Source organism: Sphingopyxis sp. 550B (genome assembly GCF_057401805.1).
Window position 1 is genome coordinate 3408490 of record NZ_CM171610.1, and the last position, 19818, is coordinate 3428307.

At 67.8% G+C, this 19818-nt stretch carries 19 protein-coding genes; 8 read left to right on the forward strand and 11 right to left on the reverse strand.

The features are described 5' to 3' along the window. Positions 1-46: 46 nt before the first annotated feature. The 5 genes from topA to plsY form a co-directional block, all read right to left on the reverse strand. Positions 47-2590 carry a type I DNA topoisomerase gene (gene topA / locus AC2S9W_RS15830; RefSeq protein WP_076075050.1) on the reverse strand — a complete coding sequence of 848 codons (2544 nt, stop codon included), beginning with the start codon at positions 2588-2590 and terminating at the stop codon, positions 47-49. A 169-nt stretch (positions 2591-2759) separates the two neighbouring features. Next, on the reverse strand, positions 2760-3752 hold the full coding sequence (locus AC2S9W_RS15835) for a hypothetical protein (RefSeq protein ID WP_076075048.1): 993 nt from the start codon (positions 3750-3752) through the stop codon (positions 2760-2762). 101 nt (positions 3753-3853) lie between these two features. Continuing rightward, a complete protein-coding gene (locus tag AC2S9W_RS15840; protein WP_486571248.1) occupies positions 3854-5110 on the reverse strand; it encodes a VWA domain-containing protein in 1257 nt (418 codons plus the stop codon). 384 nt (positions 5111-5494) lie between these two features. Beyond that, positions 5495-6577 carry a DNA-processing protein DprA gene (gene dprA / locus AC2S9W_RS15845; protein WP_199775084.1) on the reverse strand — a complete coding sequence of 361 codons (1083 nt, stop codon included), beginning with the start codon at positions 6575-6577 and terminating at the stop codon, positions 5495-5497. Then, a complete protein-coding gene (gene plsY, locus AC2S9W_RS15850) occupies positions 6574-7194 on the reverse strand; it encodes a glycerol-3-phosphate 1-O-acyltransferase PlsY (protein WP_076077781.1) in 621 nt (206 codons plus the stop codon). The genes dprA and plsY overlap by 4 nt, the downstream gene beginning before the upstream one ends. Before the next feature lie 162 nt (positions 7195-7356). On the opposite strand from plsY, the gene murI reads away from it, so the two are divergent. The 3 genes from murI (at position 7357) to AC2S9W_RS15865 (ending at position 10177) form a co-directional block, all read left to right on the forward strand. Next, positions 7357-8163 carry a glutamate racemase gene (gene murI / locus AC2S9W_RS15855; RefSeq protein ID WP_486571249.1) on the forward strand — a complete coding sequence of 269 codons (807 nt, stop codon included), beginning with the start codon at positions 7357-7359 and terminating at the stop codon, positions 8161-8163. Between the two features lie 101 nt (positions 8164-8264). Further along, positions 8265-9491 (forward strand): 5-aminolevulinate synthase, encoded by a 1227-nt coding sequence (gene hemA / locus AC2S9W_RS15860; RefSeq protein WP_404950414.1) that lies wholly within the window; start codon positions 8265-8267, stop codon positions 9489-9491. After that, complete coding sequence (locus AC2S9W_RS15865; protein WP_067109501.1) at positions 9488-10177, forward strand: nitroreductase; 690 nt, start codon at positions 9488-9490, stop codon at positions 10175-10177. The genes hemA and AC2S9W_RS15865 overlap by 4 nt, the downstream gene beginning before the upstream one ends. A 137-nt stretch (positions 10178-10314) precedes the next feature. Here AC2S9W_RS15865 and AC2S9W_RS15870 read toward each other — a convergent pair whose 3' ends face one another. The 3 genes from AC2S9W_RS15870 to AC2S9W_RS15880 all read right to left on the reverse strand — a co-directional run bounded on the left by AC2S9W_RS15870 (position 10315) and on the right by AC2S9W_RS15880 (position 12555). After that, positions 10315-10926 carry a GNAT family N-acetyltransferase gene (locus tag AC2S9W_RS15870; RefSeq protein WP_486571250.1) on the reverse strand — a complete coding sequence of 204 codons (612 nt, stop codon included), beginning with the start codon at positions 10924-10926 and terminating at the stop codon, positions 10315-10317. A 98-nt stretch (positions 10927-11024) separates the two neighbouring features. Further along, complete coding sequence (locus tag AC2S9W_RS15875; RefSeq protein WP_234002651.1) at positions 11025-11486, reverse strand: hypothetical protein; 462 nt, start codon at positions 11484-11486, stop codon at positions 11025-11027. Positions 11487-11565: 79 nt separating this feature from the next. Then, complete coding sequence (locus tag AC2S9W_RS15880; protein WP_067109495.1) at positions 11566-12555, reverse strand: threonine ammonia-lyase; 990 nt, start codon at positions 12553-12555, stop codon at positions 11566-11568. 64 nt (positions 12556-12619) lie between these two features. On the opposite strand from AC2S9W_RS15880, the gene AC2S9W_RS15885 reads away from it, so the two are divergent. The 4 genes from AC2S9W_RS15885 to AC2S9W_RS15900 are packed head-to-tail and all read left to right on the forward strand — an operon-like array spanning position 12620 to position 16490. Then, positions 12620-13828 (forward strand): saccharopine dehydrogenase family protein, encoded by a 1209-nt coding sequence (locus AC2S9W_RS15885; protein WP_076075042.1) that lies wholly within the window; start codon positions 12620-12622, stop codon positions 13826-13828. Positions 13829-13832: 4 nt separating this feature from the next. Then, positions 13833-14939 carry an alpha/beta fold hydrolase gene (locus tag AC2S9W_RS15890; RefSeq protein ID WP_083675067.1) on the forward strand — a complete coding sequence of 369 codons (1107 nt, stop codon included), beginning with the start codon at positions 13833-13835 and terminating at the stop codon, positions 14937-14939. Next, positions 14936-15286: a DMT family protein gene (locus tag AC2S9W_RS15895; protein ID WP_067183163.1), complete on the forward strand. Its 351-nt coding sequence runs from the start codon at positions 14936-14938 to the stop codon at positions 15284-15286. The genes AC2S9W_RS15890 and AC2S9W_RS15895 overlap by 4 nt, the downstream gene beginning before the upstream one ends. A 16-nt stretch (positions 15287-15302) precedes the next feature. Further along, positions 15303-16490 (forward strand): carboxynorspermidine decarboxylase, encoded by a 1188-nt coding sequence (locus tag AC2S9W_RS15900; RefSeq protein WP_486571251.1) that lies wholly within the window; start codon positions 15303-15305, stop codon positions 16488-16490. Here AC2S9W_RS15900 and AC2S9W_RS15905 read toward each other — a convergent pair. Then, positions 16483-16776, reverse strand: coding sequence for a hypothetical protein (locus AC2S9W_RS15905; RefSeq protein WP_156483058.1), 294 nt, complete (start codon positions 16774-16776; stop codon positions 16483-16485). The two genes, AC2S9W_RS15900 and AC2S9W_RS15905, sit on opposite strands and share 8 nt — an antisense overlap. A gap of 105 nt (positions 16777-16881) precedes the next feature. Here AC2S9W_RS15905 and AC2S9W_RS15910 point away from each other — a divergent pair, with 105 nt between their 5' ends. Beyond that, a complete protein-coding gene (locus AC2S9W_RS15910; protein WP_067109478.1) occupies positions 16882-17100 on the forward strand; it encodes a helix-turn-helix domain-containing protein in 219 nt (72 codons plus the stop codon). A gap of 38 nt (positions 17101-17138) precedes the next feature. Here AC2S9W_RS15910 and AC2S9W_RS15915 read toward each other — a convergent pair whose 3' ends face one another. Both AC2S9W_RS15915 and AC2S9W_RS15920 read right to left on the reverse strand, forming a co-directional pair. Then, complete coding sequence (locus AC2S9W_RS15915) at positions 17139-18884, reverse strand: hypothetical protein (protein WP_104959719.1); 1746 nt, start codon at positions 18882-18884, stop codon at positions 17139-17141. An 8-nt stretch (positions 18885-18892) separates the two neighbouring features. Further along, on the reverse strand, positions 18893-19657 hold the full coding sequence (locus AC2S9W_RS15920) for a GNAT family N-acetyltransferase (protein ID WP_076075041.1): 765 nt from the start codon (positions 19655-19657) through the stop codon (positions 18893-18895). Positions 19658-19818 lie beyond the last annotated feature (161 nt).

Sequence of the window (19818 nt, forward strand, 5' to 3'; positions counted from 1 at the left end):
TTCGTTCGTGCTCAGGGCGAACGGGGTTGGGTTAACACGCGGAATTCTATTCCTTCGCCTTCTTCTTCGCCGGGGCCTTCTTCGCGGGCGCCTTTTTCTTCGGCGCGGCTTTCTTCTTCCCCTTGGCCGGTCCCTTCGCGGCGCGCGCGTCGATCAGCGCGACCGCTTCCTCGACCGTCAGCGCGTCGGGTTCGACCGTCTTGGGCAGCGTCGCGTTGGTCGTGCCGTCGGTGACATAGGGGCCGAAACGCCCCGCCATCAGCTTCATCTCGCCGCCGCTCGTCGGGTGCGGGCCGAAGGTCTTGAGCGGCTCTGCCTTGGCGCGCGCGCCGCGGCCGCCGCCGTTCGCCGCGTCGGCGATGCGCGCCACCGCGGCGTTCATGCCGATCTCGAAGATTTCGGCGGTGCCGGTCAACTTCGCATATTTGCCGTCATGGAGCAGATAGGGACCATAGCGCCCCAGCCCCGCGACGATCGGCTTGCCGCTTTCGGGATGCATGCCGACCTCGCGCGGCAGGCTGAGCAGCCGCAACGCATAGTCGAGGTCGAAATCCTCGGCAGGGATATCCTTGGGGATCGACGAACGCTTCGCCTCCTTGCCCTCGCCGAGCTGGATATAGGGGCCGAAGCGACCGCTGCGCTTCGTCACCTCGAGCCCGCTGTCGGGGTCGGTTCCCATCGCCTCGGGGCCGTTGTCGGCGCCGTTGTCCGCACCGCCCGGCTGCGCGAACTTGCGGGTATATTTGCACTCGGGATAATTGCTGCATGCGATGAACGGCCCGAAACGCCCGCCGCGCAGCGCGAGCCGGCCGGTGCCGCAATTGGGACAAAGCCGGGGATCGCTGCCGTCGCCCTTGTCGGGGAAGAGATAGGCGCCGAGGAATTCGTCGAGCGCCGCGGTAATCTCCGACGGTTTCTGTTCCATCACCTCGCCGGTGCGCGGCTTGAAATCGCGCCAGAAGCGGTCGAGCACCGCCTGCCACTGCGCGCGGCCGCCCGACACGTCGTCGAGCTCCTCCTCGAGCCCGGCGGTGAAATCATAGCCGACGTAGCGCGCGAAGAAGCGTTCGAGGAACGCCGTCAGCAGCCGCCCGCTTTCCTCGGGGATGAAGCGGTTCTTCTCGATGCGCACATAGGCGCGGTCCTTGAGCACCTGGAGGATCGAGGCATAGGTCGAGGGCCGCCCGATGCCGAGTTCCTCCATCTTCTTGACGAGGCTCGCCTCGGAATAACGCGGCGGCGGCTGCGTCTCGTGGCTCTCGACCTCGACGCCGGTCTTCGCCGGCGCATCGCCCTTGTCCATCGCGGGGAGCAGACGACCATCCTCGTCGTCGCTGTTATCGTCGCGCCCCTCGTCATAAAGGGCGAGGAAGCCGGGGAATTTCACCACCTGCCCCGTCGCGCGCAGCATCGTCTTGCCGGTGCCGTCGGACAGGTCGACGCTGGTGCGTTCGAGCCGCGCCGACGCCATCTGGCTGGCTAGCGCGCGCTTCCAGATCAGTTCGTAGAGCCGCGCATGGTCGCCGCCGCCGACGCGGTCCCTGCCGAAATCGGTCGGCCGGATCGCTTCATGCGCTTCCTGCGCGTTCTTCGCCTTGGTCTGATACTGCCGCGGCTTGTCGGGGACATAACCGCCGTCGTAGCGGTCGGCGATCGCGCGACGCGCGGCACTGATCGCGCTGCCGTCCATCTGGACGCCGTCGGTCCGCATATAGGTGATCGCGCCGTCCTCGTAGAGGTCCTGCGCGACGCGCATCGTGTGGCTGGCGGAAAAGCCGAGCTTGCGCGCCGCCTCCTGCTGGAGCGTCGAGGTGGTGAAGGGCGGCGGCGGGTTGCGGGTCAGCGGCTTGGTCTCGACCGCATCGACGGTGAAATGGCCCGCCTTCACATCGGCCTCGGCGGCGCGCGCATCAGCCTCTGTCGTGATCGACAGCCGCTCGATCTTGTCGCCGCGCCAGCGCGCGAGGCGCGCCCTGAACGGTGTGCCGCCCATTTCGAACAGCCCGGTCACCGACCAATATTGCTGCGTGACGAACGCCTCGATCTCGCGCTCGCGCTCGACCACCAGCCGCAGCGCGACCGACTGGACACGGCCAGCCGACTTGGCGCCGGGCAGCTTGCGCCACAGCACCGGAGACAGGGTGAAACCGACCAGATAGTCGAGCGCGCGCCGCGCGCGATAGGCATCGATCAAATCGGTGTCGAGGTCGCGCGGATGCGCCATCGCATCGGTCACCGCCTGCTTGGTGATCGCGTTGAAGGTGACGCGTTCGACCGCCTGCGGCAGCGCCTTTTTGCTGCGCAGCAATTCCTGCACATGCCAGCTGATCGCCTCGCCCTCGCGATCGGGGTCGGTCGCGAGGATCAGGCGGTCGGCCTGCTTCGCCGCGTCCTGAATCTCCTTCAGCCGCTTCGCCTTGTCGGGATAGAGCTGCCACTGCATCGCGAAGCCGTCGTCCGGATCGACCGAACCGTCCTTGGGCGGCAGGTCGCGGACATGGCCGTAGGATGCGAGCACCTTGAAATCACGGCCGAGATATTTCTCGATCGTCTTCGCCTTGGCAGGCGATTCGACAATTACCAATTGCATTGAAAATCCGTTCGCTGGGAACCCTTACACGTGTGCGCGAGGGTTGCGGAGGGCTTGGCCCTTCGTCAAGAGGGATTTGGCGCAACCGTCGCCGCCCGCGAAGATGGGACCGCTCGCGGTGTCGCACAAGGCTGCCGGCGGTCCCCTCTTCGCGGGGCGACGGTGGGGATCAGCGCAAGGCGCCCAGCCGCCCGATCAGCATCTCGCTCGCCAGGCTTGCCGCCTTGGCCGCACCCTCTTCATAGGCGCGGGGCTTTGCCGCGAATTCGAACTTGCGCGTCTTGCCGAAGCGCAGGCCGCCCAGCCCGGCGACCGCCGCGAGGCCGCCCGCGACGTTGGCGCCCGATTGCAGCGCCTTGTCCGCGCCGCTGGTCGCATCGTCCTTTTCGATGAAATCGCCCTCGACCGCGACCGGGGCCTTGACGGTGATGACCGACTGCTTGCCGCTCGGCGCGATCAGCGTCAGGCGCGAATAGTCGGCCGCGACCGACAGGCCGCTGTTGACCTGAATGCCGCCGAAGCTGAAGGCGCCGGGACGCTTCTGGTTCGAAAAGTCGATCAGATAGACGACGTCGATCACGCCGACCCCCGCCTGTTTCGCATAGTTGGCGAAGGCCATGCCGGTCTGGCCCGCGGCCATGTTGATGCCGATGCTGCTCATCCCCGACCCCAGGAAGTCGCCGGGAATCATCAGCAGCGACGGCAGGTCATTGGGCTTGAAATAGGTTGCCTTGCCCTTGCTGCCCTTTTCGAGCGCAATATTGATGTCGAGCGGCACGTCCTGCGACTTGCTCTTGCCGAGCGCCGCGTGACCGAACAGGTCGGCGGGCGTCTGGACGGTATAGCCGCTCGCCTGAAGTCGGGAGACGAAATCGGCATAGGCCGCATCGGTGATCGTCTGCATCATCGCCGGCGTCACGCCGACCAGTTCGCTCTTTGCCTTGGTGGTGCCGCCGAAGGCGCCCATCAGGCCGCCGCTCGCCTGCGTCTGGTCGATCGATTCGAAGATGAAGCCGACGTTGAACGCGCCGATCGCAACGGTGCCGACGCCCTTCGCATTGGCGGGCCCCGAAATCTTGACCGGTTCCTGGTCCCTGGCGATGGCGGCGGCAGGCTGGGCCAGCAGCGCCGCGACGGCGAGCGCCGACAGCAATTTCCTCATGGGTCGTTCCTCCGCACCCCGCGACCGCCCGGCGGTGCGAGATGTTCGCGAAGCAACCCACGATCCCGCGCATCCGCCAGATGCGAGGGCGTGTCAATCGCTTACTGATTGTCCCACCGGAAGCCCGCGGGCAGGCGGCATTTGCCGGCGTCGTAATCGCCGACGCTGCGGATCACCTCGCTGCGTTCGGGTTCGATGCGGCGGCCGCTGATCTGGCTGTCGATCACGCGGCGGACGAGCGCGTCGAGCCGGGTGACGAGATAGCAGTCGATCGCCGGCGGCGCATGCGGATTGCCGACGCCGCTGTCGTCGGTCAGGAACAGATAGCGCGACTGGGTCGCCGCGGCCATCGCGCGCATCGCATATTCGGCCTTGTCGGCGACGCCCGACGCGGCGACCGGGGTGATGTGGATCCGCTTTGCGCGCGCGGCTTCCGCCGCCTGCCACGTCCGCCCGAAGCGATCGTCATGCGGCGGCGCGTCGGCGACGAGCAGCAGCGACTTCACCGCATCGAGGCGCCAGTCCTGCCCGACCGCGCGGATCAGCGCCTGGTCCATCGCTTCGGGATAATCGCCGCCGCCGCTCGCATATTGCTGCGCGAGCCGCCCCTGCACCGCGCCGATGTCGCGGTCGAAGGCAAAGCTGCGGGTGACGTAATCGTCGCCCTCGTCGCGATAGAAGACGAAGCCGACACGGATATCGAGGTCGCGATGCCTGGCGGTGATCGCGGCGATGATCGAACGCAGTTCGGCCTGCAGATACCGGATCTCGTCGCCCATGCTGCCCGTGGTGTCGACGACGAGCATCAGGTCGAGCTTCGTCGCCTTCGCCGCCGTCCGGTCCGCGGTGAGGCCGACGAGCTGGCCGCCGGCCGCCGCCGACACCAGCACCGGGCGCGCGTCGGCGATCGCCCGGCCCGCCTGGCGCGCGGACACGGTGATCCGCTCGCTCAGCCGGTCGAGGCCGGGAAAGAAGACCGCGCTGCCGTCGGCCTGCGTCGCCATGGTGATGCTGTTGCCGTCGCTGCACGTCACGACGACGTCGGCGAAGGGAATCGGCTGGCCGTTGCGGTCGGCGACCCGGACCGTCACCACGCGCATCGTGTCGACGCGCGGCAGGGCGCGCACCTCCTGCCCCAGGTCGCTGCGATTGACATAGGCGGCGTAGAGTTCGGGATTGAGCAGGTCGTCATGCTCGCCCGCGGTCAGGATGCCCGACTGGGGCTGCGGCTGCGGCCAGGGCCGCGGCGATGGCGGGTAGCGGGAGGCGTCGGACGATCCGGGTGCCGCGCTCTCGGCAGTCCGCGACGCATCGCCCGCAGCGCGCGCACCCGTTACCGCGACCGCGTCCGCCGCCATGGGCGCCATCGCCGGCGGCGGGGGCGGAGGGGGCGGCGGGGAGGAGGAGCTGGTGGCGGCGGTGGCTCGGCAGACATCGCACGGTCGCGTCCGGAGCCGCCACGGGATTTGAGCGCGCGGTCGGGCCGCTGCTGCCCCGCCTCGGTCTCCGCAGGCAGGCGCGGGAGCGGATCGGCGGCGCGGCAAAAACCCTGCTGCCCCGTCACGGGCTTCGCGGCGGCACTTGCCGCCGGAAGCGGTGCCGGCCCGGCGGCAAGCAGTCCCGCCATCGTTGCGCCCGTCAGCAAGCGACTCCGCATCGTCCCTCTCCCCACCATGTGATACAATATCATCAACCTGTCGGCGGGGCGCTGAACCATGGCTTAACGGCCGAGGTCACCGGTCTCAGGCGACGCTGACCCGGGCGCCGGCGTGGCGTTCCAGGCGGCCCGCCAGTTCGAGTTCGAGCAGCACGAGTTGCACCGCCGCCGCCGGGCGGCCCGACTGGCGCACCAGTTCGTCGATGGCGACGGGGGTGGCGCCGAGCAGGCTGGCGATGGCGCCGCGGTCGCCCTCCGCCACCTGCGGCCCGGTCGATGCGACATCGCGGAGCCGCGGGGCCGCGCGCGTCATGCGGGCGTCGATCGGCCCGAGCGCCTCGATCACGTCGTCGGCATTCTGGACCAGCGTCGCGCCTTCGCGGATCAGCAGGTTGCACCCTTGCGCGCGCGGGTCGAGCGGCGAGCCGGGGACCGCCATCACCTCGCGTCCATAGTCGCCGGCGCGGCGCGCGGTGATCAGCGATCCCGACCGGGGCGCCGCCTCGATCACCACCGTTCCCTGCGCCACCCCGGCGATGATCCGGTTGCGCGCTGGAAAGTGGCGCGCGAGCGGTTCGGTACCCGGCGGCTGTTCGGTCATCAGCAGATGGTCGGCCGCGATCCGGTCCTGCAAGGCGGCATTCTCCGTCGGGAAGGCGATGTCGATACCGCTCGCGATCACCGCCGCGGTCGCGCCGCCCAGCGCGCCGACATGCGCCGCGGTGTCGACCCCGCGCGCCAGCCCGCTGACCACGGTGACACCGCGCGCCGCAAGATCGGCGGCGAGCTGGCGCGCGAAGCGGCAGGCGGCGGCGGAGGCGTTGCGCGCACCGACGATCGCGACGCAGGGACGATGGAGCATTGCGCCGTCGCCACGCACGATCAGCACCGGCGGCGCGCTTTCCACCTCGCGCAGCAAGGGCGAATAATCGGCTTCGTCGCTGAAGACATGGCGCGCGCCGAGCGCCGAAACGCGGGCGATCTCGCGCTCGGCGAGGTCGGCCGGGGCGATGCGTGGCTTGCCGCCGCCGCGCAGCGCAAGGTCGGGGAGCGCCGCAAGTGCGGCTTCGCCCGACCCGAAGCGCTGCATCAGCTGGTGCCAGCTCACCGGGCCGACGTGCGGCGTGCGGATCAGCCGCAGCCGCGCCAGCCGTTCGGCATCGGTCACGCGGCCGCGTCCGGTTCGGGCGCGCCCTTCCCCGCCCCGATGCGGGGTTCGGTCCCTGCACGCAGCCGGGCGATATTCTCCCGATGCCGCCACAGCAGGATCGCCGCCAGCCCGGCCAGCCCGACGGCATAGACCGGATAGCCGAGGACGAGCGCCGCGACGGGCGCCGCGACCGCTCCCGCCATGCCGCCGAGCGACGAGATGCGGAGCAGCAGCACGGCGCCGAGCCAGAAGGCGGCGAAGACGAGCCCGATCGGCCAGGCGAGCGCGAGCGCCACGCCGAGCAGCGTCGCCACCCCCTTGCCGCCGCGAAAGCGCAGCCAGACGGGGTAGCAATGACCGATCATCGCCGCGGCGCCCGCGATCATCGCGCCATGATCGCCGAGCCCGGGCACGAAATGGCGTGCGAGCAGCACCGCGACCGCGCCCTTAGCGCCGTCGAGCAGCAGCGTCGCCGCCGCGAGTCCCTTGCGCCCGGTCCGCAGCACGTTGGTCGCGCCGATGTTGCCCGACCCGATCCGCCGAAGGTCGCCCGCGCCGAACATGCGCGTCAGCAGGACGCCGAAGGGGATGGAGCCGAGCAGGTAGCCTGCGGCGATCAGCAGATAGACGGTCATCTCGGTCCCCCAATATTCTCCGGGCCGCACTGTGCAGCCAATGCGCCCGGCGATCAACGGATTCGGATCGGATGACTGCCAAAACGGACCAACGTCGTCCCTGCGAAAGCCGTTCGGCGCGAAGCGATTGAGCGCGACGCGCGCGCCTGCTAGGCGCCGGTCATGCCCCCCCCTGCCCTCGACGCCCCGATCCTCTTCTTCGACAGCGGTCTCGGCGGATTGACCGTGCTCGCCGCGACGCGCGCCCTGCTGCCGAACGCGCCCTTCGTCTATGCCGCCGACTATGCCGGCCTGCCCTATGGCCGGAAAAGCGACGAGGAGCTTGCGGCGCGCGTTCCCGCGCTGCTCGGTCGGCTCGTCGAGCGCTTTCAGCCGCGGCTGGCCGTGATCGCCTGCAACACGGCCTCCACGATCGCGCTGTCGCATGTCCGTGCCGCGCTCGACCTGCCGATCGTCGGCACCGTCCCCGCGATCAAGCCCGCCGCCGCGCTGACCCATAGCGGCGTTATCGGCGTGCTCGGTACCGAGGCGACGGTGCGCCAGCCCTATGTCGACGACCTCAGCGCGCGCTTCGCCGCAGGCAAGACGGTGCTGCGCCACGGCAGCCCCGAACTGGTGACGGCGGCGGAAGCGCGGCTGCGCGGCGAGACGGTCGACCCGGCGGTGGTGGCGCGCGCGATCGCGGGCCTGATCGATCAACCCGGCGGCGATGCGATGGACGTCATCGTGCTCGCCTGCACCCATTTCCCGCTGCTGCTCGATGAGCTGCAAACCGCGGCGGGCCCCGGCGTGCAGTTGATCGACGGCGCGGCGGGCATCGCGCGGCGCGTCGCCCAGCTGACCGCGGGGCAGGACTGGCCCATCACCGCATCTCCGGGCCTTGCCGCCTTCACCCGCAGCGACGCGATTCCGCCGCCGCCGCTCGCCGCGCTGCGCCCCTATGGCATTGGGCGGACTGAGACAATTTGACCCATGCTTGCGAATCGTTCGCACTGGCCTTCGCGGAAAATCGACGCTATTGCCCCGTCCGTTCGTCGCCGGAGGGGGCGGCGCACCCGAAGCTGCGGGGCATGCAAGTGAACTACGACGATATTTTCGCCCGAGCCATCGACCGGCTGCACGAGGAAGGCCGCTACCGCGTCTTCATCGACATCCTGCGTAACAAGGGCGCCTTTCCCAACGCGCGCTGCTTTGCCGGGCACAACGGACCGAAGCCAATCACCGTCTGGTGCTCGAACGACTATCTGTCGATGGGCCAGCACCCGAAGGTCGTCGCCGCGATGGAGGAAGCGCTGCACGACGTCGGCGCGGGCGCCGGCGGTACGCGCAACATCGCGGGCAACACCCATTATCATATCGATCTGGAGGCCGAACTCGCCGACCTGCACGGCAAGGAAGGCGCGCTGCTCTTCACCTCGGGCTATATCTCGAACGAGGCGACGCTCGGCACGCTGGGCAAGCTGCTGCCGGGCTGCATCATCTATTCGGACGAGCTCAATCACGCCTCGATGATCGCGGGCATCCGCAATTCGGGCTGCGAAAAGCGCGTGTGGCGCCACAACGACCTCGATCATCTCGAGGAACTGCTCGCCGCCGACGATCCGCAGGCGGCCAAGGTCATCGCGTTCGAAAGCGTCTATTCGATGGACGGCGACATCGCGCCGATCCACGCGATCTGCGACCTCGCAGAGAAATATAACGCGCTCACCTATTGCGACGAGGTCCACGCGGTCGGCATGTACGGCCCGCGCGGCGGCGGCATCACCGACCGCGACGAGTGCGCTTCCCGTGTCGACATCATCGAAGGCACGCTCGGCAAGGCGTTCGGCGTGATGGGCGGCTATATCGCCGCCGACCGGAATATCATCGACGTCATCCGCAGCTATGCGCCCGGCTTCATCTTCACCACCAGCCTGTCGCCGGTACTGGTCGCCGGAGTGCTCGCGGCGGTCCGCCACCTCAAGCAGTCGAGCGTCGAGCGCGACGCGCAGCAGGCGGCGGCGGCCTATCTCAAGCAGAGCTTCCGCGACGCGGGCCTGCCGGTGATGGATTCGACGACGCACATCGTGCCGCTGATGGTCGGCGACCCGGTGCGCGCCAAGAAGATCAGCGACATATTGCTCGCCGAATATGGCGTCTACGTCCAGCCGATCAATTTCCCGACCGTGCCGCGCGGCACCGAACGGCTGCGCTTCACGCCCGGCCCGACGCACGACGAGGCGATGATGCGCGACCTGACCACGGCGCTGGTCGAAATCTGGGATCGGCTCGAACTGGAATTCCAGAAGGCGGCGTGACGGGCGCATTGCCCTATGACGAGGTGGTCCGCGGTCGCCGGTCGATCCGCGGCTTCCTCGACAAGCCGGTTCCGCGCGCGCTGATCGCCGAGATCATCGAGGTCGCGATGCGCGCGCCCTCCTCCTTCAACAACCAGTGCTGGAATTTCTCGGTCGTCACCGGCGCACCGCTCGACGCGATCCGCCGCGGCAATAGCGAGGGCATCTTGGCCGGCAAGCCCGACAGCCGCGAATTCCGCCGCTTCGACCGGGTCGTCGACGCGCACCGAACGCGCCAGATCGAAATCGCCAAGCAATTGTTCGGCGCGATGGGAATCGCGCGCGACGATCGGGACGCGCGGCAGGACTGGGTGCTGCGCGGTTTCCGGCAGTTCGACGCGCCGGTGAGCATCGTCGTCACCTATGATCGCGCGCTACTCGGCAGCGACATCGCCCCCTTCGACTGCGGGGCGGTGACCAATGCGCTGGTCAACGCGGCATGGTCGCGCGGGCTGGGCTGCGTCATCAACAGCCAGGGGATCATGCAAAGCCCCGTGGTGCGCGAGCATGCGCATATCCCCGACGATCAGGTCATCATGATCTGCGTCGCCATGGGCTGGCCCGACGAGACGTTCCCCGCCAACGCCGTCGTGTCGAACCGCAAGAGCGTCGACGAGGCCGTCCGCTTCGTCGGCTTCGACGACTAGGGCGTTCATGTTTGGATGAACCATGCCGAGTCCCCGCGCAGGCGGGGACCCGGAGCGATGTAGCGCCAATTTTGGCTCTTCCCACTCTGGCTTCCCGCCTGCGCGGGTGCACTCGGCTTCTCAAGCCGAAACGACGCTCAGGCCGCCGGGCGCATCATTCCCCAGAAATGCGGTCCGCCGCCGGGCACGTCCCATTCGACCTGCGCGACGAACCCCAGCCGCTCGTAAAGCGGCACGTTGTGCGGCGTCGCGGTTTCCAGCCAGCAGGGCAGCCTTTCGGCATCGGCCCTCGCGGTCTGCGCGCGGATGATCCGCCCGCCGTGCCCCTTTCCCTGATGCGCGGGACGCACGCCGACATAATGGAGATACCAGAAGCGCCCCGGCGGCCGGTGCGCGTCGATGCTTCCCTGCACCTTCAGACCGCGCGGCAGCGTCGCGCCGAAGGCCGCGACGAGCGGAAGCACGGTGCGCAGAAATTCGAGGCTGCCGCTGTGAGCACGGCCCGGCGCCCGCCACAACGAAGCCGATTCGTCGTCCGCCCCGCGCAACGCCACGCCCGCACGCATGTCGGCGGGAACGAGGGCGCGGAACAGGCCGCGCAACGCGCGGGCGCGGCGGTCGGGTTCGGGCAATATCCACGACAGGGCGGGATCGGTCTGAAACGCCTGCGCCAGCGTTTCGACCAGGGCAGGCCGATCGTCGTCGCATGCCTCGAGGATTTGGTCCGTCCGGTTTGCACGATTCGTCATTGCGAGCGAAGCGAAGCAATCCGGAGCGGTTTATGCAAGCTCCGGATTGCCGCGTCGCTTCGCTCCTCGCCGGGGGTATCGATGCTCGCCGCGGCATCTCAATCGCGACAATAGCCCTCGCCCTGCTTGACGATCAGGCATTGCTGCTTGCCGGCCAGATATTTGAGCCCGGTTTCGTCGCCGTTGCCGCGATGGAGCGACAGTTGCTCGCCGCCGCGCCGGAACTGGATGCCATGCTCGCTGTCCTGCCCGTCATAGGTCCCCCTGGTGTCGAGGTCGGACTGCATCTCCAGCTTGTATTTGCCGGGCTCGGCAGCCGGGGCGATCGTCACATACATGCCCTCGACCCCGGTCCATTTGCCCGCCCAGCTTGCGAAGCGGTGCGACGCGGTCGCCGGATCGGTCCCTGCATCGGGCGCCGCGGTATCGACGGGCGGCACGGTTTCGACCGGGACCTCGGTGGTGTCGGTAGGCGCCGGGGCCGGCGCCTCCGCCTTTTCGCAGCCGGCGAGCAGCGCCAGCGCCACCGGGGCCGCGAGGATCAGGCTCATCTTCATCATGCGTCTCCTTCCACCGGCGCAACGCATCGCGCGGCATAAGTTTCCGCCCGGGATGCGCTGCCGGCCTTTGGAAGGTCCGTCAGCCCGCCAGTATCTCCGCATATTTCTGCGGATCGACATTGCCGCCCGACAGCGTGATCAGCGTTGCCGCGCCCGGCGTCACCTTGCCCGCGAGCACCGCGGCCAGCGCCGCCGCACCGCCGGGTTCGACGACAAGGTGCAGCTTTTCGAAGGCGACGCGCATCGCGTGGCGCACCTCTTCGCGCGTGACCACGACTCCGCGCACGCCGCGCGCCTGCAACACCGCGAAATTGATCGGCCATGTCTCGGGCGTCTGGAGCGCATCGCATTCGGTCGGATAGCTCATGTCCGCGACCGACAGGATTTCGCCGGCGGCCAGGCTGCGCGTCACATCGTCCCACCCTTCGGGCTCCACGGCGAAAATATCCGCGTCGCCGCAGGCCAGCGCGAGCCCGGCCGACAATCCGCCCCCGCCGCAGCAGGCGACGACCGTGTCGGGCCCGGCGATGCCGCGCGCCCGCATCTGCGCGGTCGCCTCGATCCCGGCGCTCCCCTGCCCCTCGATGATCCACGGGTCGCCATAGGCGTGCACCAGCGTTCCCCCGCGCTCAGCGATCAGCGCCGCCGCCACCGCGTCGCGCGATTCGGTGACGCGGTCATAGAGCACGACCTCCGCCCCCAGCGCGCGCGTCGCCGCCAGCTTCATCTGCGGCGCATTGCCCGGCATGACGATCGTCGCCCTGATCCCCAGCCGTTTCGCCGCCCAGGCAACGCCCTGCGCATGGTTGCCGCTCGACACGCCGACGACGCCGGCCGCCGCCTCTTCCGGAGTCAGGTCGCTCAGCCGGTGCCACGCGCCGCGAATCTTGAAGGCGCCCACCGGCTGGAGGCATTCGGCCTTGCACCAGAGCGTCGCGCCGTCGACCTCCAGCGGCAACAGCGGGGTCGGCGGCAGGATGGCGGCGACCTTCGCCGCGGCGCGCTCGACGCCAGCGAGCGTCGGCGCGCGCGCGGGGTCGCGCAGGGGATCGGGGCTTTGCTGTGTCATGGCTTCGTCCTATAGGGCGCGGCATGGATGACAAGCGGCGACACGCCGCGCAGGAGATTTTTCGATGAGCAAGGTTCTGGTGATCGGCGCCGGCGGCGTCGGTTCGGTCGCGGTGCACAAGATGGCGATGAACGCCGACATCTTCCCGTCCATCACGCTGGCGAGCCGCCGCAAGTTCAAGTGCGACGCGATCGCCGAGTCGGTGAAGGCGCGCACCGGGGTGACGATCGCAACGGCGGAGGTCGACGCCGACGACATCGACGCGACCGCGACGCTGATCCGTCAGGTCGGTGCGACGCATGTCGTCAACCTCGCGCTTCCCTACCAGGACCTCACGATCATGGAGGCGTGCCTGAAGACCGGCGCGCATTATCTCGATACCGCCAATTACGAACCGCGCGACGAAGCGAAGTTCGAATATCACTGGCAATGGGCCTATCAGGACCGCTTCAAGGACGCCGGACTGATGGCGCTGCTCGGTTCGGGTTTCGATCCCGGCGTGACGAGCGTCTTCACCACCTGGCTGAAGAAGCATCATTTCGAGCGCATCGACACGCTCGACATCCTCGACTGCAACGGCGGCGATCACGGCCAGCATTTCGCGACCAATTTCAATCCCGAGATCAATATCCGCGAGGTGACCGCGGTCGCGCGCCACTGGGAAAACGGCGACTGGGTCGAAACGCCGCCGATGTCGGTCAAGCAGAACTTCGACTTCGAAGGCGTCGGGCCGAAGACCATGTACTTGATGTACCACGAGGAAATCGAAAGCCTGAAGACGCACCTGCCGGAGATCGGGCGCATCCGTTTCTGGATGACCTTCGGCGACGCCTATATCCAGCATCTGACCGTGCTCCAGAACGTCGGCATGACGCGCATCGACCCGGTGATCTACGAAGGGCGCGAGATCGTCCCGCTGCAATTCCTGAAGGCGGTGCTCCCCGAACCGTCGAGCCTGGGCGAGACGACCAAGGGCAAGACCAACATCGGCGTCATCGCGACCGGCCTCGGCCGCGACGGCAAGGAAAAGACTCTCTATCTCTACAATATCTGCGACCATGAGGACGCCTATGCCGAGACGGGCAACCAGGCGGTCAGCTACACGACCGGCGTCCCGGCGATGATCGGCACCGCGATGATGGTGACGGGCACCTGGTCCGGAAAGGGCGTGTTCAACATCGAGCAGATGGACCCCGATCCCTTCATGGACATGCTGAACAGGCACGGCCTGCCGTGGCAGGTGAAGGAACTGGATGCGCCGCTGGAGTTCTGAGGCCATGATGAAGTCGCTGCTGGGATTCGTCGCGGCAGCCTTTGCCGCCGTCCTCGTCACCGCACCGGCGCAGGCGCAGGGCGACGACGCCTATGCGCCCGCGCGCGCGATCGTCGCCGACCTCAACCGGATCGTGACGCCGAACGGCGTGCAGGAGACCTTCGTCGCGACGCTCGGCGGCGCGAAGCAGGTGGTGAACGTGCGCGGTGCGGACCGCGACAATCCGATCCTGCTTTTCGTCCACGGCGGTCCGGGCGCGGTCGAGATGCCCTTCGCCTGGGCCTTCCAGCGGCCGTGGGAGGACGTCTTTACGGTCGTCCAGTACGATCAGCGCGGCGCCGGGCGTTCCTATCCGCTGAACGACCCCGCGACGCTGGCGCCGACGATGACGCTCGACCGCTATCGCGACGATGCGATCGAACTGATCGAATTGCTGCAAAAGCGCTACGGCCAGCGCAAGGTCGTGCTGATGGGGCATAGCTGGGGCTCGTTCGTCGGGCTCGCGGTCGCGCTCGAACGTCCCGACCTGCTCCACGCCTATGTCGGCGTCGGCCAGGGCATCGACTTTCGCGAGGGCGAAAAGGTGGGCATGGCGTGGACGCGCGCCAAAGCGCTCGCGGCGGGCGACCGCGCGGCGGTCGCAGCTATCGACGCACTCGCCCCCTATCCTTCGTCGGGGCCGTTCACGATCGAACAGGCGGACGGCTGGCGCAAATATGCGATGCCCTATGGCTCGCTGCTCTACAATCGCCCACCCGCGACGACGCTCTATTTCGAGCAGCCGCGGCTGTCGCCCGAATATACGGAGGCCGACCGGCAAGCGTGGGGCAAGGGCAGCGCGTTCACGGTCACGACCTTGTGGCCACGGCTCGCCGATGTCAGCTTCGCGCAGGCGCGGGCGATCGACATTCCGATCGTCTTCCTTCTCGGGCGCCACGACTATACCGTCCCGTCGCCCGTCGCGGCCGCCTGGTTCGCAAAGGCCCGGGCGCCGTCGAAGACACTCGTCTGGTTCGAGCATTCGGCGCATATGCCGATGGTCGAGGAGCCGGGGCTCTTTTTCGCCGCGCTGCTTCGCGACGTGCTGCCGCTGACCAAGGACCGTCCATGACCGCCTATCTGCTGCCGATCGGCCTGCTGTTCGCATCGAACATCTTCATGACCTTTGCCTGGTACGGCCACCTCGGCGACCTGTCGCGCCCGGTGTGGCTCGCGGTGCTGCTGGCGTGGGGCATCGCCTTCTTCGAATATTGCCTGGCGGTGCCGGCGAACCGCATCGGCCATTCGGTCTATTCGACCGCCGAGCTGAAGACGATGCAGGAGGTGATCACGCTGATCGTCTTCGCCGGCTTCGCGACCTTCTGGCTTGGCGAAAAGCTCAGCTACAACCATCTGGTCGGCTTCGCCTTGATCGCGGCCGGCGCCTTCTTCATCTTCAGGGGGCCGATCGCGGCCTGACAGGATCGATTGCATCATGGAAACCAGAGCCGGCGACCCCGGAGCCTTTGCCCGCTTCGACCTCAGCCGCGTCCCGACGCCCGCCTTCGTCGTCGACGCGGCGAAGGTCCGCGCCAACCTGGCGGTGCTGCGCCATATCGGCGATGCGTCGGGCGCGCGCGTGCTCGCCGCGCTCAAGGCCTTTTCGATGTGGTCGCTCGGGCCGGTCGTCGCCGAATATCTCGACGGCGTCTGCGCCTCCGGCCTCTACGAGGCGAAGCTGGGACGCGAGGAATATGCCGCCCCCGGCAAGCACAGCGAGGTCGCGACCTATTGCGCCGGCTACAAGGAGAGCGAACTGCCCGAGATCGCGCGGCTCTCCGACCATCTGATCTTCAATTCGCCGGGACAGATCGCGCGCTTCCGCCCGCTGCTCGACCGCCTGCGCGCGGAGGGCGAGCAGTTCGATATCGGCCTGCGCATCAACCCGATGCACAGCGAGGGCGAGGTGGCGAAATATGATCCGGCGGCGCCGTGCAGCCGGCTCGGCTTCCCGGTCAGCCAGCTTTTGCCCGAGCATATGCAGGGGGTCGACGGCATCCACATGCACACGCTGTGCGAGCAGGATTTTCCGCCGCTCGAACGGACATGGGCGGCGGTGCAGCCGATGCTGCATCCCTTCGTCCGCCAGCTCCGCTGGATCAATTTCGGCGGCGGACACCACGTCACGCGCGCCGACTATCAGATCGACGACCTGATCGCCTTCCTGAAACGGGTGCGCGCGGCGACCGACTGCGACGTGATGATCGAGCCCGGCGAAGCGGTCGCGCTCGATGCCGGAATCCTCGTCGGCGAGATCCTCGACCTGTTCGACAACGGCATGCCGATCGGCATCACCGACGTCAGCGCCACCTGTCACATGCCCGACGTAATCGAGGCGCCCTATCGCCCGGCGATGCTGGGCGAGGACACCACCGACGCCGTGGTGCGGCTCGGCGGCCCCTCGTGCCTCGCCGGCGACGTGATCGGCGACTATCGCCTGCCCGGCGGCGCGCGCATCGGCGGGCGCTTCGCCTTCCTCGACCAGGCGCATTATTCGATGGTCAAGACCAACAGCTTCAACGGCGTCCCCCTGCCCTCGATCTGGCTATGGGACAGCGAGACCGACGAACTGAAGGAAATCCGCCGCTTCGGCTATGAGGATTTCAGGACGCGCCTCAGCTGACGTCATCGGCAGAACGGGACGATCCGCGACGCCGGTCGCGGACATGGCCGTAATAGCTGCCGTAGCGACGATAACGGCGCTGCGGACCGTTCCAATATTTGCCCATCAGTCTGCCGAGAGCCCGCAGAAAGGCACCGGACACGCTCGCGAGGTTCAGCAGCGCCCAAATCGGCAGCGCCAGCGGCAGCAGGAGAAGGAAAGCCCGCCGGATCCGGCGCGGCCACGACATGGGGCGCCACAGCCGGAACAGGAAAGTCGGCGCATGGCGCCCATAACCGTCACTCACCGCCATCCCTTCCCCACCCGATCGCCGTCCATCGTCCCTTATCTGGTCCTCTATACATAATATAGTTGATAAACCCGTCGGCGATTGAAGGTCAACAGGGACCGCATGGATATGCGGCGCGTCGTTGGAGAGAATGTGCGGCGAGCGAGGCTGGCCGCCGGACTCACGCAGGAGCAACTTGCGGAGCGGAGCGGTTTCAGCCAGCAATATCTGAGCGGGCTCGAGCAGGGAAAGCGAAACCCGACCATCGTCAGCCTCTATGAACTGGCGATGGCGCTCGGCGTGTCCCATGTGGATCTGGTGAGCGCCGGACCGGACGCATGACCGGCGATCCCGTCAGGACGCGCCTCGGCTGAGCGCGCCTACCCCATCCGGTCGCGCGGCCGCAGCAGCCGCGTCGCGCCTTGCCAGACGCGACGCGGAAACGCCGTGACTTCGGAGGGGAAGGACAGCAGCAGCAGCACGATCAGCAGCAGGACGAACGCCGCCTGCCCCAGCAATTCCATCCGGAAGATGCTGACCAGCCCACTGGTCAGCTGGTCGTAGAAATTGATGAGCCCGAGCAGGGTGATGAACATCACCATGCGCCCGGTCCGCGCGCTGTTGTAGGCGCCGTTGACCGCATGCATGTCCTCGACCAGCCCCTCGATGCGGTCGATCATCCGGTGCGCCCGCTCGTAACGGTCGCGATTGCCCATCCCCGCCTCGACCGCCGCCAGAGCCTCGCGTTCCTTTTCATAGCGGAACAGATGGCTCGACTGGTTGATCGAATAGCGCCGGAACAGATCGAAGCGCGCCTCCAGATTGCGGCGCAATTCGCGGATCGGCGAGCGCCAGGGCAAGGTGATGGCACGGACGGCCTGCGCCAGCGGGCGCAGCGGCTCTGCGATCAGTTCGGCTTCGTCATTGCCATAGATGAGGACGTCGATCGCCTCCTCGATCTCGGTCACCATCAGTTCGTCGTGCACGGCGACGAGCCACATCAGCGTCAGATAGGGGCAGTTGCCGAGCGCGAGCCGCGCGTCGTGCATCGAGCGCGAATCCTCGCTGATCTCGATATGATAGCGCGGGTGCGCATAGTTGAAGAAGCTTTCGCCGCGGATCGCCGGACGCGTCGAATCATAAAGTTCGGCCGGGTCCTGAAAGGGGAAATCGACCACCGATTGCAGCACGCCCGACAGCGCCAGAAAGGGCAATAGTTCGTCCGGATTTTCGGCCGGATAGTGCGGCTGCGCACCCGCGAGGCACGCCGCGCGCCGCGCCGCCAGTTCGGCCGCCGCCTCGCGCGCCTCGTCGGTCAGCGCAAAATCCTCCTGCAACGCGTCCGAAAAGGAGGCGATGCCGAGCAGCCGTTCGTCCTCGATCGAAATCAACAGGTTGCGCACCGCGCGCGGACCGACCTCGAAGGGCGGCTTCAGTCCCAGCGCGCGTTGCAGATAGCGGCGCAGCCCATTGTGCGTCGCGCTGTCGTCGGCGGCGAGCATCGCGAGGCGCGCCGTCGCCATGTCGGTCAGCGAAACAGGCGATTCGCCGTCGAGAGCGAAACGCCATCCCTTGACCACCTGCTGATCCGGCTTTGCCGCCGCAAGCCGCTGCATCGCGATCAGCGTATATTCGTCGACCCCCTTGCCGCTGCCGTCGGCCTCGGGAAACATGCTGAAGCAATAGAAAAGCCGCCCGCTTTCGAACAGACAGAAGGCGTCGCGATAGCGCAGCGCGATCGTCTTCGCGCCGCCGCAGGCGCTCGTCATCTCCATCGTGCGCCCCTCGGAACGGTATCGCCACTGGGCGGGGCAATGAAGCGTCAGGCGGCGGCGGTCGTCTTCGATCTTTTCGGGCTGGGCCAGGAAGATCAGAGGCCGGCCGCCGCGGCCCGGCCCGCCGTTGGTCACATCGTCCAGATAGGAACGGACAGGCTCGACCAGCGCATCATAGGCCGGGAAGCGCGAATCGGATTCGTCGTCCGGTTCGATCGCGCGGTGGATCGATTCGAGGCGGAAAGCCGCCGGATGGCCGCTTTCGCCGATCCGCACCGGCAGTTCGAACAGAAAGGTCAGCGCGAAATCGGCGATGTCGGGGAACACCGGGCATTCGGCGTAACGCGGCATTGCCACCGTCATCCCTTCGCCCTCGGAAGCGGCAGCAGGTGCAGGGTGTCGCGCGTCTCCAGCGCCGCCATCATGTCCGCCGTGTCGGCATGCGCCGCCAGGTCGGCGCCGAGCGCTGCCGCCAGTTCGCGCAGGAAGGCCGCGACCTGCGGCGCGCGCAGGCTGTCCCGCACCTCACCGTCGCGCAGGAAACACATCAGGTGCAGCCGATAGGGCGGCAGTTCGGGGCGCAGCGGCGGCATCACATAATCGAAATCGAGCATGCGCGCGCCGAGCCCCGCGAGCCTTTTCTGCCGAAGGTCGGTCTCGCCCCGCTCGGCATCGTCATGCGCGTCCTGATAGCGTTCGGTCTCCGCCAGCATCGGCGTCGCGGCGTCGGCGGTCCGGTCAAGCCAGGCGCGCGCCGCGGCGATCAGGCGACGCCCGATTCCCTTGCCGCGCGCGCCCTCCGCGACCGCGATATAGGTGAGCAGACCGATCCGGGCGGCGCGATAATATTCGATCGTCACGCCCGCCACCGGATGGTCCTCCGCGTCGAGCAACAGCACGACCTCGATTCGCGGCTGCGGCGGAGGCGGCGGCTCGGCGGCGTCGAGCAGATCGACCCAATAGCGCGGATCCTCGCGGATCACCGCATCGGGGAAAGCGGGAATATAAACGTCGTGGGCATAGGCCTCCATCAGCGCGTGGCGGCGCGCCGCCGTTTCGCGCGACAGCTCGACCGCCCGCAATTCCGGCGGCGCTCCCTTCGCCTGCGTCGAACCTTCCGTCACGGCGTCTACCCCGCTTCCTTCGCTAAACCGCATAGCGTTACTGCGGGCCGCCCCGTCGCATGGCAAGCCGGATTCGCTCTTTACATGGGGGTCCCCCGACCATATATGCGCCCTCCGCTGCCCCATGGGGACTTCCAATAACCGCAAGGCAGCTCTTGTCG